The following is a 16637-nucleotide window of genomic DNA, read 5'->3' as shown; positions in this document are numbered from 1 at the left end:
GGTTTAGTAGGCTGTAGTGAAGACTTCCTAGATCCGGTAAGAGACACTACTGAATTAACGGACGAAGATTTTGCTAACAATGTTGGGTCTAATCCAGCATTGATTGAAGGTACATTAACAGGTGTTTACACCTATATGGCAAGACCATTTGCTGCATTGGGTGATCCTCCAGCTCGTCATTATGATATTGGTCATAAAGGTCTAGATATTTGGACGGATATGTTGTGTAGTGATATGGCGTTAACTAATAATGCGTACGGTTGGTATGCCAACTTTACTAACTTGTTAGCAACAAATGATTTTACACAACAAGAAAATCAAATTGCTTGGACTTATTTGTATAAAGTTGTGAACTTATCGAATATTGTAATTCAGAATTTGGGAGGTAATGATGCTGAATTACCTACTCAAACTACTAAACACATGATGGGTCAAGCTAAAGCAGCAAGAGCTTATGCTTACTTTTATTTAACCCAATTGTTTCAAAGAGAGTATAACCCTACGCAAGAAATTTTACCTCTTTTTGATGGAGAGAGTAATTTATTTGCTAAGCAACCTGCGTCTGATATTTATGATTTAATTATTTCGGATTTAACTGTAGCTATAGATTTGTTAGGTGATTTTCAAAGAACTCAAAAATACCAAATCAATAAACCAGTTGCTCAAGGCTTGTTAGCATATACTTATGCTGCTATGGGTATGTATCCTGAAGCTAAAGTATTAGCTGACGAGATTATTGCTACTTCGGGTCATCCTTTAACTACTACTGCACAATTGGCTTTCCCTGGGGCAGGTTCTGGTTTCAATAGTGTAAACACTCCTTCTTGGATGTGGGGCTTCGATGTTACTCCAGACTTAGCTTATGGATTAGTTTCTTGGTGGGGTATTATGGATGTTTACACTTATAGTTATGCCGGTGCTGGTGATAGAAAAGCGATTGATAACGCTTTATATGCTCAGATTCCTGCAAATGATATAAGAAGAACTCAGTTTTCTACTGCTGCTGCTACATTGCTTATGCCAACTAATAAATTTTTCCACCAAGGAAGAGTTACTATGGGGCAACAAGTTGTTGAAACGGATTATATATACATGCGTGTAGAGGAATTTTATTTGTTAAGTGCTGAAGCTGCTGCTATGTCAGGAAATGATACAGCTGCAAAAGATAGGCTTAAGGAATTATTAGCTAGCCGTTTAGGAGGAGCTGCAAATGCTGCTGCTTATGTAGATCCACTTTCTGGTGACGCATTAAAAAAGGCAATTCATCTTCAAACAAGAATTGAGTTATGGGGTGAAGGAAAAAGTTATTTAGCATTAAAACGTAATAAAGCTTCAGTTACTAGAGGAACTAATCATGTGTTTTTAAATGGTCAAACTATTAATTATGACGAAACTCGTATGATTTTTAAAATTCCAATTATTGAAATGAACAATAATCCTAATATAACTGATCAAAATTAATAATAGTAAACTTTATAAAGTATGAAATTTAATAATATAAAATTATTTTCATTGTTCGCTATTCTCTTTTTTGGAGCATTAGTGTCTTGTGAAGATGAATCTTCAACGGAAGATTTAATAGGTAGTCAAAACTATGTAAGTTTTGAAGAAAATAGTACAGTATATCTTGTTGCTGGTGAAACTATGGTCAAACAAGCTAAAGTTTATGCCTCACAAGCGTCATCTGTTGATAGAGTTGTACAATTACGTGTTGTAACAGAGATTGTATCAGCTCCAACAGTGGTTGGTGTGCCAGTTAATCCTACTACAACTACTGCTAATGCAGCTAATTATTCTGTTGCTACATCGGTTACAATTCCTGCTGGTGCAAAGGAAGCTTCTTTTCCTGTTGAAATCATGGGAGTTGGCATTGGTACAGGTAAGGTTATCGTAATTGAAATGGTACCACAAGATGGAATAAATCTGTCAACAATTGTTAGTGGAACTCAGACTAATCAAAATCTTACTGCAATCAGCAAACGTTTGTTGATTAATATTAAAGAAATCTGTGGACAAAATTTGTTAAGAATTCAAATTAATACAGATCAGTATGGTTCTGAAACCACTTGGGAATTATATAGTAATTCTAACTTGGATACTCCTATTGCTTCAGGTGGTCCATATCCTGATCAAGCTAATCCTGGAGTTTATCCTAGACCTAATGTAGATGTTTGTTTACCTGATGGTGATTACACATTCGTTATTTATGATAGTCCTTATTCTGATGGTATGGATAGTGGTTACGGAGCTGGGTTTTATCGCTTAGTTACTATGCAGCCTAATTTAAGTGCTGAAATTAATGAAATCGCTAGAAATGGTGTTTTCGGAGCTTTCGATATAGTAGAGTTCTCTCTACCTTAATTAGTAAAGTTTTAATTAAAGCCGGTAATTTTGATTACCGGCTTTTTTTTTGTGTAATTTTAAGACTGCTTTTTATTATATTTGCAATTCCCAACTGTAGAAAAACAAAAAATTAAAGTAAATTTATTATATTTGATAAAAAAATTAGAATGAAAAAAGAATTATTATTGTTTACCTCTTTGCTTTGTTTTGGGGTAATTAGTGCTCAAACTGAAAAAGAAATCAAGAAAGTTGTTTCGACGTACAATTCTGATGATTTCAATCGATTAAAATCTGTCTTCGATGAAAATGATTTAAAGACACAGAAAAAGATTGATGATTTTTTAGTGGCTAATCCAACTGTCCAGATTCAAATGGAATCTGATGGAAAATTATATAGAATTGTTGATGTAATAGAAGGTAAGCCTGTATATATCTCAACAGACAATCGCTCTGCTGCGATAGCTTCCAGAACTCATAGACTCTACCCAGGTGGTACTTTAGGTCTTAGTTTAGAAGGTGAAGGAATGAATGTTGGTGTTTGGGACGGTGGATGGGTTCTTAAAACTCATGTAGAATTTAATTCTCCTACTTCAAGAGTTGTTACACCGGATAATTTAGCAATAACTCCAGAAACTAATTTTCATGCTACACACGTAGCGGGTACAATAGCCTCTGCAGGGATAGTCACTTCTTCAAAAGGAATGGCTCCAAAATCAAATATCAAATCCTACGACTGGTCTGGCGATCTTACCGAGGCAATGATTGAAGCTTCGCAAAATGGTTTGTTAATTTCTAATCATTCATACGGAGTTCCTATTTATACTGAAGGGAATGTTCTTAACGTTCCTATTTGGTATATGGGTTGTTATAATGACACCGCGGTTGCTTGGGATCAATTAGCTTACTCATATCCTTATTATCTTATGGTTGCTTCAGCAGGTAATTCTGGAGCCGATTTTTATGAAGGTGGTTTGGGTTCTGGCGGTTATGATAAATTAACAGGTAATAAGAACGGAAAAAATAATTTAGTCATCGCAAATGCAAACCCTTCAGTACATCCTATATCAGGAGCTATAACTGCTCTAGTAATCAATGTAGGTAGTAGCCAAGGACCAACCGATGACGGTAGAATTAAACCAGATATTGCCGCTGACGGAACAAATGTCTATTCCACGTTTGATACCAATGATAATGCTTATGATTCTATATCAGGAACTTCAATGGCTTCACCAGTTGTTTCAGGATCATTAACACTTTTGCAAGAGCATTATAACAATTTGAATGCTAGCTTTATGAAGTCAGCCACTTTGAGAGGTTTGGCTTGTCATACTGCATTAGATGATGCTAATATACCAGGACCAGACACTCGTTTTGGTTGGGGATTATTAGATACGCAAGCGGCTGCAAATGCCATCACTGGTAACAATAACGGAAGTGCTTTAATTCTTGAGTCAACTTTAACAAGCGGACAAACATTTACTTACACATTTAATGCATCTTCTACTGAAACTTTAAAAGCTACTATTTGTTGGACAGATCCAGCTGGAACTTCCAGAAACGGACAATTAAATAGTCCAACTCCTGTTTTGGTTAACGATTTAGATTTAAGAGTTTCAAATAGCTCTCAAACGTTCTTGCCTTGGAAATATGATTTAAGCAATCTAGATGGTGGAGCTATTAAAGGAGACAATTTAGTTGATAATCTTGAAAGAGTAGATGTAGTTAGCCCTGTTGCCGGTCAATATACCATTACTGTTAGCCACAAAGGTACTTTAACTAGTGGAAGTCAAGCGTTTTCATTGATTTTAACAGGAGGTAATTTAGTGTTAAACACAAACGATGTTGCCTTACAAGAAGCAAAGATTTGGCCAAATCCAGCCAAAGACGTTTTAAACGTTTACATTCCTTCCCTTCAAGACAACGCTATTATGACTATCTATGATATCCATGGTAGAACTGTTTATACTCAGGAAATACAAAACCAAGAATTAAATCACTCAATTAATACTAGTAATTTTTCAAGTGGAGTATATTTCTTAAACATTCTAAGTGGTACTAGTTCGTTAAATAAAAAAATAATTATTGAATAGTTTATCATTCAAAAAGTTATAATATTGTGAAAGAAGCAAACCTTTAGGCTTGCTTCTTTTTCATTTTATATTAAATCAATTACATTTGCACAAAAATGAATCCTAATGCGAATTATACTTGCTGTTGTTTTTTTGTTTATAACTTCTATATCAGTATCCCAAACTAAATTAGGATCTATCGGATCTGGTAGAGGTGGAGACAATACAGGAAATGAAAAAAAAACAAAATCTCCCGGATTACTAAATTCTGAGCCTGCCAAAATCTCCGAATACAAAATCATTACCATAGAGAGAGACACCACGCATTACGATACTTCGTTAACAATTAAAAAAGAATACAAATACAACTACCTTCGTAAAGATAATTTCGGCTTACAACAATTTGCTAACGAGGGGCAGACGTATACTACTTTAGATTTTGGAATAAATCAATTTAATCCCTATCCTGAAATCGGTTTCAGCGGGAAACATTTCAATTATCTAAAAGCAAACGATATTAATTATTATCACGTTCCAACTCCTCTAACAGAATTGTATTTTAAAACCGTTATGGAACAAGGACAAAATCTCGATGCATTCATTACATTAAATACATCCCCAAGACTTAACTTTTCAATTGCCTACAAAGGTCTTCGTTCCTTAGGAAAATATACAAATCAACTTTCAAGCACAGGGAATTTTCGATTCACAACCAATTATCAAACTCAGAGTAAACGTTATCAACTCAAAGCACACTTTACAGCACAAGATATTCTTAACGGAGAAAACGGCGGAATAATAAACTTAGAAGATTTTGAAGGAGGTGGCGAAGACTTTAAAAATCGTATTCGCCTACAAGTTTATTTAACTGATGCACAAACATTTTTAAAAGGAAATCGCTATTTCTACGACCACTATTTCCGTATAAACAAAAACGATTCGCAAAACAATTTATACCTGCATCATCAACTTAATTATGAACATAAATTTTATAACTACAAGCAAACAACCGTTGCAACCACTATTATTTCCGATGAAGGAAACACTTTTGTAAATCGTTTTGGAGATTCGTATGTTATAAACAACATCAACGATGAAACACGCTACAACCGAATGTACAACAAAGTCGGAGCCTTGTATGAAAACAAGTTACTCGGCGAATTTCAGTTTTTTATAGAAGATTTTAGATATAATTATTTCTACAATAGAGCTATTATTCAAGGTGACCAACTTATTCCAAGCAATTTGAACGACGAAATTCAATCCGTTGGGGGTCAATATACCTACCAAAAAAACAAATGGAACGGAAAATTCTCTTATACATCTTCCATCACAGATCAAAGTCTTTCCAATCTCAACGGAAAGCTAATTTTCAATTACAACGAAAAAAACAGCATCGATTTACGTTATCAAAACCTAAACCGATTGCCAAATCATACATTTTCACTGTTTCAAAGCAGTTATGTAAATTACAATTGGTCAAACAATTTTAAAAACGAAAAAATAAACAACATCGAAGCCACATTAAAAACCCAATGGATAGATGCTGCTCTTCAACTCACTACACTTAACGATTACCTCTATTTTAGCCAAGACGAGGCACCACAAGATCAACTTTTGATAACTCCAAAACAATACGATCAAACCATAAATTACCTGAGCATCAAAGCCGGAAAGGATTTAAAATTCTGGAAATTAGGCTTCGATAACACCGTTCTGTATCAAAAAGTTGATCAACAAAATGATATTTTAAACGTGCCAGAACTCACGCTTCGAAGTACTTTGTATTTCACCGGACATTTCTTCAAAAAAGCACTTTTTCTGCAAACAGGAGTCACAGTCAACTATTTCAGCAAATACAAAGCAAACGATTATAACCCTGTGATAGCGGATTTTTACGTACAAAACACACAAGAAATCGGCAATTTCCCAATGGTCGATTTCTTCATCAACGCCAAAATAAAAACCGCTAGAATCTACCTCAAAGCAGAGCATTTTAATGCCGCCATGACCGGATTCAACTACTATTCCGCACCAAATAATCCGTACCGCGACTTCATAGTTCGCTTCGGAATGGAATGGAATTTCTTTTTATAAGAAGCGGAATGGCTCGGGCTTTTTCAGCCATCCATTTTCCCGCCATCCGCTTTATCTTTTGCTCTGCAAAAGGATGCCGCTCCTGTCGGGGCTAGCAGCCAACCATCAAAAAATACCATTTCAAAAGTCTTACCATCGAACCATCGAATAATCCAGCCATCAAACAATCCAAAAATCGAATAATCGAATAATCCAAGTATCCAAAAATCCCTATCTTTGTTCCCGAAAAACAAACAAAATGAAATTCGCAAAAAACATATTAGAAACAATCGGAAACACGCCGCTTGTTAGAATCAACAAAATTACCCAAGAATTAGATTGTTTAGTGCTTGCCAAAGTCGAAACATTCAACCCCGGAAACTCCGTAAAAGACCGCATGGCAGTCAAAATGATTGAAGATGCCGAAGCAGACGGTAGACTAAAACCCGGTGGAACCATCATCGAAGGAACTTCAGGAAACACCGGAATGGGCTTGGCATTAGGAGCAATCGTTAAAGGCTATAAACTAATCTGTGTAATTACCGACAAACAATCCAAAGAAAAAATGGATATCCTTCGTGCCGTTGGAGCCAAAGTAATCGTTTGTCCAACCGACGTAGAACCAACCGATCCACGTTCCTACTATTCCGTTTCTAAACGATTAGGTTCAGAAATTCCAAATTCTTGGTATGTGAATCAATATGATAATCCATCCAATGCAATTGCACATTACGAACAAACCGGTCCCGAAATTTGGGAACAAACCGAAGGTAAAGTAACACACTTTGTAGTTGGAGTAGGAACAGGCGGAACCATTTCCGGAGTAGCAAAATACTTAAAAGAACATAATCCAAACGTTAAAATTTGGGGAGTTGATACGTATGGATCAGTCTTTAAAAAATACCATGAAACCGGAATTTTCGACGAAAACGAAATCTATTCCTATATCACTGAAGGAATCGGAGAAGATATTTTACCAAAAAACGTTGACTTTTCACTCATCGATGGTTTCACCAAAGTAACTGATAAAGATGCTGCCGTTTTTACTAGAAGATTAGCCCTAGAAGAAGGAATCTTTGTTGGAAACTCAGCCGGATCTGCAATAAAAGGTGTTTTGCAATTAAAAGAACATTTCAAACCCGAAGATGTTGTCGTGGTTTTGTTCCACGATTCAGGAAGCCGTTACGTAGGCAAAATGTTCAACGATGATTGGATGCGTGAACGCGGATTTTTAGATGAAGAAATTACCACAGCCATCGATTTAATAAAAGGACATAAAGATAAATCATTAGTTATTGTTCGCACAGAAGAATTAGTTTCGCATGCCATCGATCGATTAAAAAAATACAATATTTCGCAAATTCCGGTTATAGACACCACTGGTTTTGTAGGTTCAATAGACGAGTCTGACTTGTTTAAAAGCTACTTTTCAGATAAAAACATTGCCGAAAAACCAATTCGTGAAATCATGGGAAAACCGTATCCGATCGTGCAAGAAAACACACCGGTAGAAGAAGTTTCCAAACTCATTAATAAAGATAATCAAGCTGTTTTGGTTCAATTGGAAAACGGGAAATACCATATTATTACGAAACACGATATCATTAGTTCGATAAAATAAGTTGAAAAATGAGAATCATTAGATTAGTTTCAGATTTAAATCTAATTAAAATCACATGAGTAAAAAAAAGATAAAAGAATCTGATTTCGCCTTTAAAGTTATAAAGGGCTTAGAAATTGTATCCAAAAAATTGATACAAACTAAAATCGAACGCAATCAATCAGTGATAGTAATGCAAAATGGAAAAATTGTTCAGCTCAATGCGGCAGATCTAAAAAAAATTGTAAATTAATTTATGATTTTAACTTAAAAGTATCCTTGGAAATTTATTTTTTCAAGGATTTTTTTTATTTTAGCTCATTAGACAAAGCCAATATTGATTTTACACGCCATGAAAGAAGACTTTCTCCATTATGTTTGGCAATACAAAAAGTTTGCATTCACCAATCTTCAAACCGTTTCCGGTCAAGAACTTACTATCATTCATTCCGGTTATTACATTCAACAAGCAGGCCCCGATTTTTTTAATGCTCAGATTATCATCGATAATCAGAAATGGGCAGGAAATGTAGAAATTCACTTAAAATCTTCCGATTGGTACGTACATCATCATGAAACCGATGGAAATTATGATAACGTAATTCTTCATGTAGTTTGGGAACACGATACCGATGTATTTCGAAAAAACAACTCTGTTATTCCGGTTCTTGAGCTTAAACAACATGTATCTAATGAGGTTTTACATCAGTATAAACAATTGTTCACTCAAAAAACATGGATAAACTGTGAAAATCAATTAACAACAGTAGATGATTTTACAATCTCTAATTGGATAGAACGTTTATTTTTTGAGCGTTTGGAGAAAAAAGCGAGCGAAGTTGAAATGCTTCTTCAAAAAAGCACCTTTGACTGGGAAGCGACTTTCTTTCAATTAATGGCCAAAAGTTTCGGACTCAATACTAACGGAGAAGCATTTTTAAAAATGGCTGAAAATATTCCGTTTTCAGTCATCAAAAAAGAACGATTTGAAATCGAGAATATCGAAGCTCTTTTTTTTGGAACAACCGGACTTCTTAATGATGATAATGAAGATTCTTACTATAATGATTTGAAAAAGAGATGGAATTATTTAAAACACAAATATCAATTACAAATTAATTATTTTCAACCACTACAATTTTTTAAACACCGACCGGATAATTTTCCAACCATTCGATTAGCTCAGTTGGCACAATTGGTTGCAAAACACCAACAAGTTTTTCAATTAATTAGTAAAGCCAATTCAAAGGATGTGATGTATGCTTTTTTTGATACTAATGTGTCAGAATATTGGAAATCTCATTATGTTTTTGATAAATCACATCCCAAAAAAAACAAAAAAATGTCTAAAAGTTTTATCGACTTAATGATAATGAATTGCATACTGCCCATCAAATTTGCATACAGACATTCTAACGGAAATATCAACCCTGAAGAACTAATCTCCTTAGCCACTGAAATTGCATCTGAGAAGAATTCAATTATAGAAAAATTTAGCCATTTTGGTCTAATTTCAACAAACAGCTATCATTCGCAAGCCATTCTTCAATTAAAAAAAGAATATTGTAACACAAATAAATGCCTGAATTGTGCAATTGGACAAAAGTTGATTAACTTTACTTCTTAAAAAAAATAGCATTATGGAAAATAATACCGTTAAACCATCCTTTGGACAAAAAATGAAAAAATATTTCTTTCGCTTTATTGTTTTATTCGTAGTCGCTTTCTTCGGTTATTTTGCATTTATCTATTATGTTCCTTATTCAGAAGGGGTTCGTTCTGGAGAATTAATTAAATTCAGCAAAAAAGGTGTGACTTTCAAAACATGGGAGGGAGAAATGAGTCAAGGAATTTCTGGTGCACAGATTTTTCAGTTTACTGTTCCATCCAAAGAAAAAGAAGTAATCACGAAAATGGAAAATCTGCAAGGTAGATATGTGAAACTCACTTATGTTGAGCGTTATAGAACTTTTTCTTGGTGGGGCGACACGCGTTATTTTGTTACTGCAGTTGAGGAAGAACAGTCACCATTTATTAATCCGAAATAATTATTTTTTGATGAATTGGATCACCTCCATTAGACTTTTTTTTGAAAAACACGGTTTTCATGTATCTTCCCGTCTGGCCGATAGATTAGGGATGAGAGCTACCAATGTCCGACTTTTTTTTATCTATATTTCCTTTGTAACGGTCGGTCTTGGATTCGGAGTGTACTTAACTTTTGCTTTTTGGTTAAAATTAAAAGATATGATTTATACAAAACGCAGTTCTGTGTTTGATTTATAATTATATTCAAAAAAGATGAACGATACTTTTTTTAAAACCATTTTTTTTTGCATCTTGCTGAACTAAATTTTAATCAAAATTTAACTTTATGAAAAAGTTACTCTCAATTATTACTTTATTACTACCAATTTTAGCATTTAGTCAAGAAAAAGGCTTAGACGAAAGAATTAATGATATCATTAAACCTGCCGTTGATGCAATGGCCAGTGTCTTTTTTTATAAACCTATGGCCGCATTTGGTTTTGATATGCCTTTAGTTGTTTTATGGTTAGTTGTTGGAGCTACTTTTTTCACTATTTATATGGGTTTTATTAACCTAAAAGGTCTCAAGCATGCTTATCAACTAATTCGTGGCGATTATGATAAGCCAGAAGATGATGGAGAAGTTTCTCATTTTCAGGCTCTTGTAACTGCTTTGTCTGGAACTGTTGGCTTAGGAAATATAGCCGGAGTAGCTGTTGCCATATCATTAGGTGGAGCAGGAGCAACGTTTTGGATGATTTTAGCTGGATTTTTAGGAATGTCATCAAAATTTGTAGAATGTACATTAGGTGTTAAATACAGAAAATTAAACGATTTAGGTGAAGTGTCCGGAGGGCCAATGTATTATCTTTCAGAAGGTTTACGCAGAAAAGGATATGCCGGTTTAGGAAAAGTATTAGCAGTAGCTTTTGCAATTCTAGCTATTGGTGGTTCATTTGGAGGTGGAAATATGTTTCAGGCAAACCAATCTTTTGCACAATTGTCTAATGTTTTTCCTTTTTTTGAAGGAAAAGGATTTTGGTATGGTTTGGTTGTGGCCTTTTTTGTTGGAATTGTAATTATTGGAGGTATCAAGAAAATTGCAAAAGTTACCGATAAAATTGTACCCTTTATGGTAGGGATATATGTTATCACGTCTTTAATAATAATATTTGTAAATTTTGCTCACATTGGAGATGCTTTTGGTGATATATTTTCAGGAGCATTTACTGCAGATGGTATTACTGGTGGTGTAGTAGGTGTTTTAGTTGTAGGATTTCAACGAGCCGCTTTTTCAAACGAAGCAGGTGTTGGTTCTGCCGCTATTGCTCACTCTGCCGTTAAAACAGATGAACCGGTAAGTGAAGGAATTGTAGCTTTGCTAGAGCCTTTTGTAGATACAATTATAGTGTGTACTATGACTGCATTAGTACTTATTTTCACTGGTTATGCAGAAGATACACAAGGAATGACAGGTTCGGCATTAACATCAGCTGCGTTTAGTAGCGTTTTGCCTTGGTTTAAATATGTATTATTGGTTGCCATTGTGCTTTTTGCTTTTTCAACGATGATTTCATGGTCGTATTACGGAATGAAGTCATGGACATTTTTGTTCGGGAATACTAAGAAAATGGAAAATCTATATAAAGCTCTTTTCTTAGTTTTTGTCGTTTTAGGAGCTTCAGCGAGTTTAGGAGCTGTGATAGATTTTTCTGATATGATGATTTTAGGAATGGCGTTTCCTAATATTTTAGGTCTATATTTTCTTTCCAGTGAAGTTAAGGAAGATTTAAAAGATTATTTCAAAAGACTGAAGTCTGGAGAAGTTAAAAAGTATGAGTAAAATCTAATTTTAATAGTATATGAATATAAAATCCTATTTCCGATTTGCTAAGCAACAACGAAATGGGATTTTTTTGTTGTTTCTTCTCATCATTCTTTTACAATTAGGCTATTTCTTTTGGATTTCAAATTCTACAGCTGAAATTAAGAAACCAAATGAAGAATGGCTGGCAATGCAATCTGTTATCGATAGCTTAAAAAATACGAATGAAAATCAAAAAACAGTGATTTATCCTTTTAATCCAAATTTTATAACGGATTATAAAGGTTATAAATTAGGAATGTCTGTAGAAGAACTCGATAAGCTTTTTGCTTTTCGAAAACAAAATAAATATGTCAATTCCGCAAAAGAGTTTCAGACTGTTACAGGTGTTTCGGATAGTTTGCTGAAAGTAATTTCTCCTTATTTTAAGTTTCCTGATTGGATAAATCAACCCAAGAAAGAATATATTTCCTATTCAAATAATAAAGTTGAGAATAATAAAGCAATTGTAAAAATCGACATTAATCAAGCAACCCAAGAAGATTTAATTAAGGTGTACGGAATTGGTCCGGCTTTGTCTGAAAGAATTTTAAAAAATAAAGAAAGCCTTGGTGGATTTGTTTCCATGGAACAAATGCAATTTATTTGGGGTTTAAGCCCTGAAGTAATCGAAAATCTCAACAAACATTTTGTGGTTACTTTAGAACCTAAAATTACTAAAATTGATATTAATAATGCTTCGGTTAAAGAACTGGCTAAATTTCCATACTTTAATTATACCATCGCAAAAGAGATTGTAACGCACCGAAGCATGAATGGTGAAATTAAAGATATTGAGGATTTAACAAAAATTAAAGGATTGCCTAATGAAAAAATCAAAATTATAGCCTTATATTTGGAATTCTAAAAAAATTAGACATTTTAAGCAAATAATTTTATTTTATGAATTCAGAATACTTTACGGAAGAACATCAATTATTTAGAACAACTTTACGCGATTTTTTACAAAAAGAAGTCGTTCCTCATATTGAAAAATGGGAAAAAACAGGAACCATAGAACGATTTATTTGGAAAAAATTTGGCGACATGGGTTTTTTCGGATTAACCTATCCTGAAGCCTATGGCGGAATGAATTTAGATTTATTCTACACCGTTATTTTTTTAGAAGAACTACAAAAAATAAAATCATCGGGTTTTGCAGCCGCCATGTGGGCTCATTCTTATTTAGCCATGACACATTTGAATGCCGAAGGCGATGAACGAATCAAGCAAGACTATTTAGCACCAAGTATTTCTGGAGACAAAATTGGAGCATTATGCATTTCTGAACCTTTTGGTGGTAGTGATGTTGCCGGAATGCGAACAACTGCTTTAATAAAAGGAGATAAATATGTAATAAACGGTTCAAAAACATTTATTACAAATGGTATTTATGCTGATTATTATGTGGTTTGTGCTAAAACAAATCCAAATCTTGGCAACAAAGGAATTAGTATTTTTTTAGTAGATACCAAAACACCGGGTATTTCTGCAACTAAATTGGATAAATTAGGTTGGAGAGCATCCGATACGGCAGAAATAGCCTTTGACAATGTAGAAATTCCACTTGAAAATTTAATGGGAGAAGAAGGAAAAGGTTTTCCATACATCATGCAACATTTTGCGTTAGAGCGTTTAATTATGGCAGTCAATGCTCATGCTCGTGCCGAATATGCTATTGAATACACCATAGAATATATGTCGCAACGCGAAGCTTTTGGACGCACAATCGATAAATTTCAAGCATTAAGACATACAATGGTGGAACATGCTACTGATGTTGAACACTGTAAGATTTTTAATTATGCTGCAGTTGCTCGATTGAATAAAGGCGAATATGTGGTGAAAGAAGCCACCATGGCAAAATTAAAATCTACTAAAGTAGCCGATGAAACTATTTATAGCTGTCTTCAAATGTTAGGAGGTTATGGTTATATGGAAGAATATCCGTTGGCTCGTTTATTAAGAGATAGCCGTTTAGGGCCAATCGGCGGAGGAACTTCTGAAATCTTAAAAGAGATTTTATCAAAAATGATAATTGACAAACAAAATTATAAGCCCGCAGTGGAATAATTTTAATAATTTATAGCAAATTAAGAAGCCTTACGATATTTTTTGTAAGGCTTTTGTAATAAATTAGTAAGTTTAGTCGTTGTGTTATAAAATCTAACTTATATGAAGACTAAACATTTTATTTATCTTTTTGTTTCAGTATTTTTGGTTTTCTCTTGTTCAGAAGAGAATGAAAATACTTTAAATCAATCTACTGATCAGACAATTACAGGTTACACATTTGTGACAGAATCAATTTATGAAGATCATCCGGATATCCAAAGCTACAAAAAGATTAATACAGGAATTGTTGTAAATAACAAAATAACAACAGTGACTTCTGAAACGTTTGTTAATGGAACTAGTAATGGAGTTCATTTGGCTTACGAATACATTTATGATAATTCAGGTAGAATAAAGAGTTATATTATTTACGGTGGTCCAGAAGTCGATGTAAAATATGATTTTTTTTATGAAAATAATTTAGTGGTAGCTATGGATAAACATTTTTTAGGAGGAGTTTTAAATTATAGAGTTGTTAATCCATCCCAAAATGTAGTTTATTTTGAGAAGTTAACCGAATCTCATCTAAATCCTTCAGCCCAAGCACTTTTTAGGCATATAGTTCATTTCGATCAAAATCAAAATATCATAAAAGCAGGAAGAGATAATAATTTTGATGGTGTGATGGATAATGAAAATAATTTTGTTTATCAAAATAATAATTTAATATCAGCACAATTTCCGGATGTGACCACTACTTATGAATATTCACCAATTATCAACACAGACAGTTTTTTGCATCTTTCATCTTTTGGGAAATTAAATTATTTAATAATGTGTGCCGAACAATTTTCGACCCCAAATTATAATTCTTCTTATTTTAATGCGGAGAGTTATGGTAGTTCAAACAATAATTTCAATTTGTCAGTAGGTCAGTCGTTAGAAGGAACTATAACTGTGAATAATCAAAACTTTATTCAAAGCAAAGTAAAAACTACACAAATTAGTACAGAAGAATTTACCGGTCATAACACCGAAACCACTACTTACTTTTTTGAATAACTAAAAATTATTTGTTTCAGGAAAGCGAAAATCAATCACGGTTTTCGCTTTTTTCATTTTTGCCATTTTGTATAATTTCATTGATTTCTTTGTGTTCTCCATTTTCAAGTTTTTCAACCATTTCTTCTTGGTCGTGATTTTTTTTGTTGATGTAAAACGAACTAAATATCGGAAAATGATCAGAACCGAAATAGTCCAACGTTTTTAATTCATCTACAAAAACATCGGTTGAATGAAAAAATAAATCAATCGGAAAACGGAAAAACCAATATTTTGCGTGAAAAGTTGAGAATAATCCTCTTCCCACACGAGCATCAATTAATTCACTGGTTTTTCTAAATAAAAGTGAAGATTTTGCCCAAGCAACATTATTAAAATCACCCACAACCACACAAGGTTCGTTTTTGGTTTTAACAACTTTTGCCAAACTTAAAAGTTCCCCATCACGTTCTTTGGCAGTGTCTTCTTCGGTTGGACTTGGTGGTGGGGGATGAACTCCGTAAAAATTAAAAACATATCCATCTTTAGATTTCATTCGAGCTTCAATACACGGAATATCATCAGCTACAAAATAATGAACTTTGTGCGAAAGAATTTCAAATTGTGAAAACAAATGAATTCCATACGTGTTTTCCAAAGCAACTTTTACGTGAAAAGGATAGGATGTATCAAAATGTGAAAGTGCATTTTCCCAATCTTTATTCGATTCCATTGTTAGAAATAAATTCGGATTATGCTTTTCAATCAGTTTAATAAATTTAGAATAATCATTATTTTCTTGATAAACATTAGCCGAAATAACGCTAATTGTGTTTGAACTTGATTTAGTTTTACTATTTTTTGGTATCGAATGAAAAGTAGAATAGGGATATAAATCTTTTATATGGTATATAATGGTTAGTGATGTAAGAATGATCAGAAGTATTGTTGTGGATGAATATTCTTCGATAAATAGTAATCCGCCAATTAAAGTTAAAGTCAACAAGAATAATAATTGCAGTTTTCCAAATTCAAAAAACCTGAAAAACCAATGCGGATTTTGAATTAATGGAAGATAACTGCAAACAATTAAAATAGAAGACAAAATACAAAACCACATAGTTTTTAATTTTAAAACTGAAAAATACTAAAAAAAGTCCGGTTAATTCTAATCGAAGTAATTTTTGTTTGGGAATTAGATACTATTAATAGGTAAGCAATTCATTTTATGTACTTCTAAAAAAATAAATCAATTAACTTTATTTCTATTTCAAATAAATTGTTACTTTTGCACCCTAAATGAGAGGAGGTGTCTAGATTATGTTAATTATACCAATTAAAGACGGAGAAAATATCGACAGAGCGTTAAAACGCTACAAAAGAAAATTTGATAAAACAGGAACTGTTCGTCAGTTAAGAGCACGTCAGGCTTTTATTAAACCATCTATTGTCAAAAGAGCACAAGTTCAAAAAGCTCAGTACATCCAAACATTGAGAGACAGTGTAGAAATGTAATAGCATTTTTTATAAAAATAAACCGTTAGTTTGATAAGTTTTGTAA

15 protein-coding genes are annotated in these 16637 nt (G+C 33.4%); 14 read left to right on the top strand and 1 reads right to left on the bottom strand.

Going from position 1 to position 16637, the window contains the following annotated elements; all coding sequences use genetic code 11:
* The first annotated feature begins 99 nt into the window (after positions 1–99).
* The 13 genes from M0M57_RS02470 to M0M57_RS02410 all read left to right on the top strand — a co-directional run bounded on the left by M0M57_RS02470 (position 100) and on the right by M0M57_RS02410 (position 15097).
* A complete protein-coding gene (locus M0M57_RS02470) occupies positions 100–1461 on the top strand; it encodes a RagB/SusD family nutrient uptake outer membrane protein (RefSeq protein WP_248435055.1) in 1362 nt (453 codons plus the stop codon).
* A gap of 21 nt (positions 1462–1482) precedes the next feature.
* Positions 1483–2361 (top strand): hypothetical protein, encoded by an 879-nt coding sequence (locus M0M57_RS02465; protein WP_248435053.1) that lies wholly within the window; start codon positions 1483–1485, stop codon positions 2359–2361.
* Positions 2362–2510: 149 nt separating this feature from the next.
* The gene (locus M0M57_RS02460) at positions 2511–4433 is read left to right on the top strand and encodes a S8 family serine peptidase (protein ID WP_248435051.1); all 1923 of its coding nucleotides are present in this window, start codon (positions 2511–2513) and stop codon (positions 4431–4433) included.
* Positions 4434–4538: 105 nt separating this feature from the next.
* The gene (locus tag M0M57_RS02455; RefSeq protein ID WP_248435049.1) at positions 4539–6509 is read left to right on the top strand and encodes a putative porin; all 1971 of its coding nucleotides are present in this window, start codon (positions 4539–4541) and stop codon (positions 6507–6509) included.
* A 238-nt stretch (positions 6510–6747) separates the two neighbouring features.
* Positions 6748–8109, top strand: a complete 1362-nt coding sequence (locus tag M0M57_RS02450; RefSeq protein WP_248435047.1) for a pyridoxal-phosphate dependent enzyme — start codon at positions 6748–6750, stop codon at positions 8107–8109.
* Positions 8110–8164: 55 nt separating this feature from the next.
* A complete protein-coding gene (locus tag M0M57_RS02445) occupies positions 8165–8341 on the top strand; it encodes a hypothetical protein (protein ID WP_248435046.1) in 177 nt (58 codons plus the stop codon).
* A 99-nt stretch (positions 8342–8440) separates the two neighbouring features.
* Entirely contained in the window at positions 8441–9715 is a 1275-nt protein-coding gene (locus M0M57_RS02440) for a DUF2851 family protein (RefSeq protein ID WP_248435045.1), read from the top strand.
* Positions 9716–9767: 52 nt separating this feature from the next.
* Positions 9768–10136 (top strand): 6-phosphogluconate dehydrogenase, encoded by a 369-nt coding sequence (locus M0M57_RS02435; RefSeq protein ID WP_248436724.1) that lies wholly within the window; start codon positions 9768–9770, stop codon positions 10134–10136.
* 10 nt (positions 10137–10146) lie between these two features.
* Positions 10147–10374, top strand: coding sequence for a PspC domain-containing protein (locus M0M57_RS02430; RefSeq protein WP_248435044.1), 228 nt, complete (start codon positions 10147–10149; stop codon positions 10372–10374).
* Between the two features lie 88 nt (positions 10375–10462).
* Positions 10463–11959, top strand: a complete 1497-nt coding sequence (locus M0M57_RS02425) for an alanine/glycine:cation symporter family protein (RefSeq protein ID WP_248435043.1) — start codon at positions 10463–10465, stop codon at positions 11957–11959.
* Between the two features lie 19 nt (positions 11960–11978).
* Positions 11979–12848 (top strand): ComEA family DNA-binding protein, encoded by an 870-nt coding sequence (locus M0M57_RS02420; protein ID WP_248435040.1) that lies wholly within the window; start codon positions 11979–11981, stop codon positions 12846–12848.
* A gap of 35 nt (positions 12849–12883) precedes the next feature.
* Positions 12884–14053, top strand: coding sequence for an acyl-CoA dehydrogenase family protein (locus M0M57_RS02415; protein WP_248435038.1), 1170 nt, complete (start codon positions 12884–12886; stop codon positions 14051–14053).
* Between the two features lie 102 nt (positions 14054–14155).
* A complete protein-coding gene (locus tag M0M57_RS02410) occupies positions 14156–15097 on the top strand; it encodes a hypothetical protein (RefSeq protein ID WP_248435037.1) in 942 nt (313 codons plus the stop codon).
* A gap of 31 nt (positions 15098–15128) precedes the next feature.
* Here M0M57_RS02410 and M0M57_RS02405 read toward each other — a convergent pair whose 3' ends face one another.
* The gene (locus tag M0M57_RS02405) at positions 15129–16196 is read right to left on the bottom strand and encodes an endonuclease/exonuclease/phosphatase family protein (protein ID WP_248435035.1); all 1068 of its coding nucleotides are present in this window, start codon (positions 16194–16196) and stop codon (positions 15129–15131) included.
* A 200-nt stretch (positions 16197–16396) separates the two neighbouring features.
* On the opposite strand from M0M57_RS02405, the gene rpsU reads away from it, so the two are divergent.
* Positions 16397–16591, top strand: coding sequence for a 30S ribosomal protein S21 (gene rpsU, locus M0M57_RS02400; RefSeq protein ID WP_248435032.1), 195 nt, complete (start codon positions 16397–16399; stop codon positions 16589–16591).
* The last annotated feature ends 46 nt before the right edge of the window (positions 16592–16637 follow it).

The sequence above is a fragment of the Flavobacterium azooxidireducens genome, from assembly GCF_023195775.1.
Taxonomy (GTDB): domain Bacteria; phylum Bacteroidota; class Bacteroidia; order Flavobacteriales; family Flavobacteriaceae; genus Flavobacterium; species Flavobacterium azooxidireducens.
The sequence above is the reverse complement of the archived record's forward strand: the minus strand, read 5'-3'. Positions and strand labels throughout refer to the sequence as shown.

Bases quoted from the DNA above. Each gene is read 5' to 3' on its own strand.
- M0M57_RS02420 (WP_248435040.1), top strand. From the start codon at position 11,979: ATGAATATAAAATCCTATTTCCGATTTGCTAAGCAACAACGAAATGGG.
- M0M57_RS02445 (WP_248435046.1), top strand. From the start codon at position 8,165: ATGAGTAAAAAAAAGATAAAAGAATCTGATTTCGCCTTTAAAGTTATA.
- M0M57_RS02410 (WP_248435037.1), top strand. From the start codon at position 14,156: ATGAAGACTAAACATTTTATTTATCTTTTTGTTTCAGTATTTTTGGTT.
- M0M57_RS02460 (WP_248435051.1), top strand. From the start codon at position 2,511: ATGAAAAAAGAATTATTATTGTTTACCTCTTTGCTTTGTTTTGGGGTA.
- M0M57_RS02450 (WP_248435047.1), top strand. From the start codon at position 6,748: ATGAAATTCGCAAAAAACATATTAGAAACAATCGGAAACACGCCGCTT.
- M0M57_RS02435 (WP_248436724.1), top strand. From the start codon at position 9,768: ATGAAAAAATATTTCTTTCGCTTTATTGTTTTATTCGTAGTCGCTTTC.
- M0M57_RS02415 (WP_248435038.1), top strand. From the start codon at position 12,884: ATGAATTCAGAATACTTTACGGAAGAACATCAATTATTTAGAACAACT.
- M0M57_RS02430 (WP_248435044.1), top strand. From the start codon at position 10,147: ATGAATTGGATCACCTCCATTAGACTTTTTTTTGAAAAACACGGTTTT.
- rpsU (WP_248435032.1), top strand. From the start codon at position 16,397: ATGTTAATTATACCAATTAAAGACGGAGAAAATATCGACAGAGCGTTA.
- M0M57_RS02425 (WP_248435043.1), top strand. From the start codon at position 10,463: ATGAAAAAGTTACTCTCAATTATTACTTTATTACTACCAATTTTAGCA.
- M0M57_RS02405 (WP_248435035.1), bottom strand. From the start codon at position 16,196: ATGTGGTTTTGTATTTTGTCTTCTATTTTAATTGTTTGCAGTTATCTT.
- M0M57_RS02455 (WP_248435049.1), top strand. From the start codon at position 4,539: ATGCGAATTATACTTGCTGTTGTTTTTTTGTTTATAACTTCTATATCA.
- M0M57_RS02465 (WP_248435053.1), top strand. From the start codon at position 1,483: ATGAAATTTAATAATATAAAATTATTTTCATTGTTCGCTATTCTCTTT.
- M0M57_RS02440 (WP_248435045.1), top strand. From the start codon at position 8,441: ATGAAAGAAGACTTTCTCCATTATGTTTGGCAATACAAAAAGTTTGCA.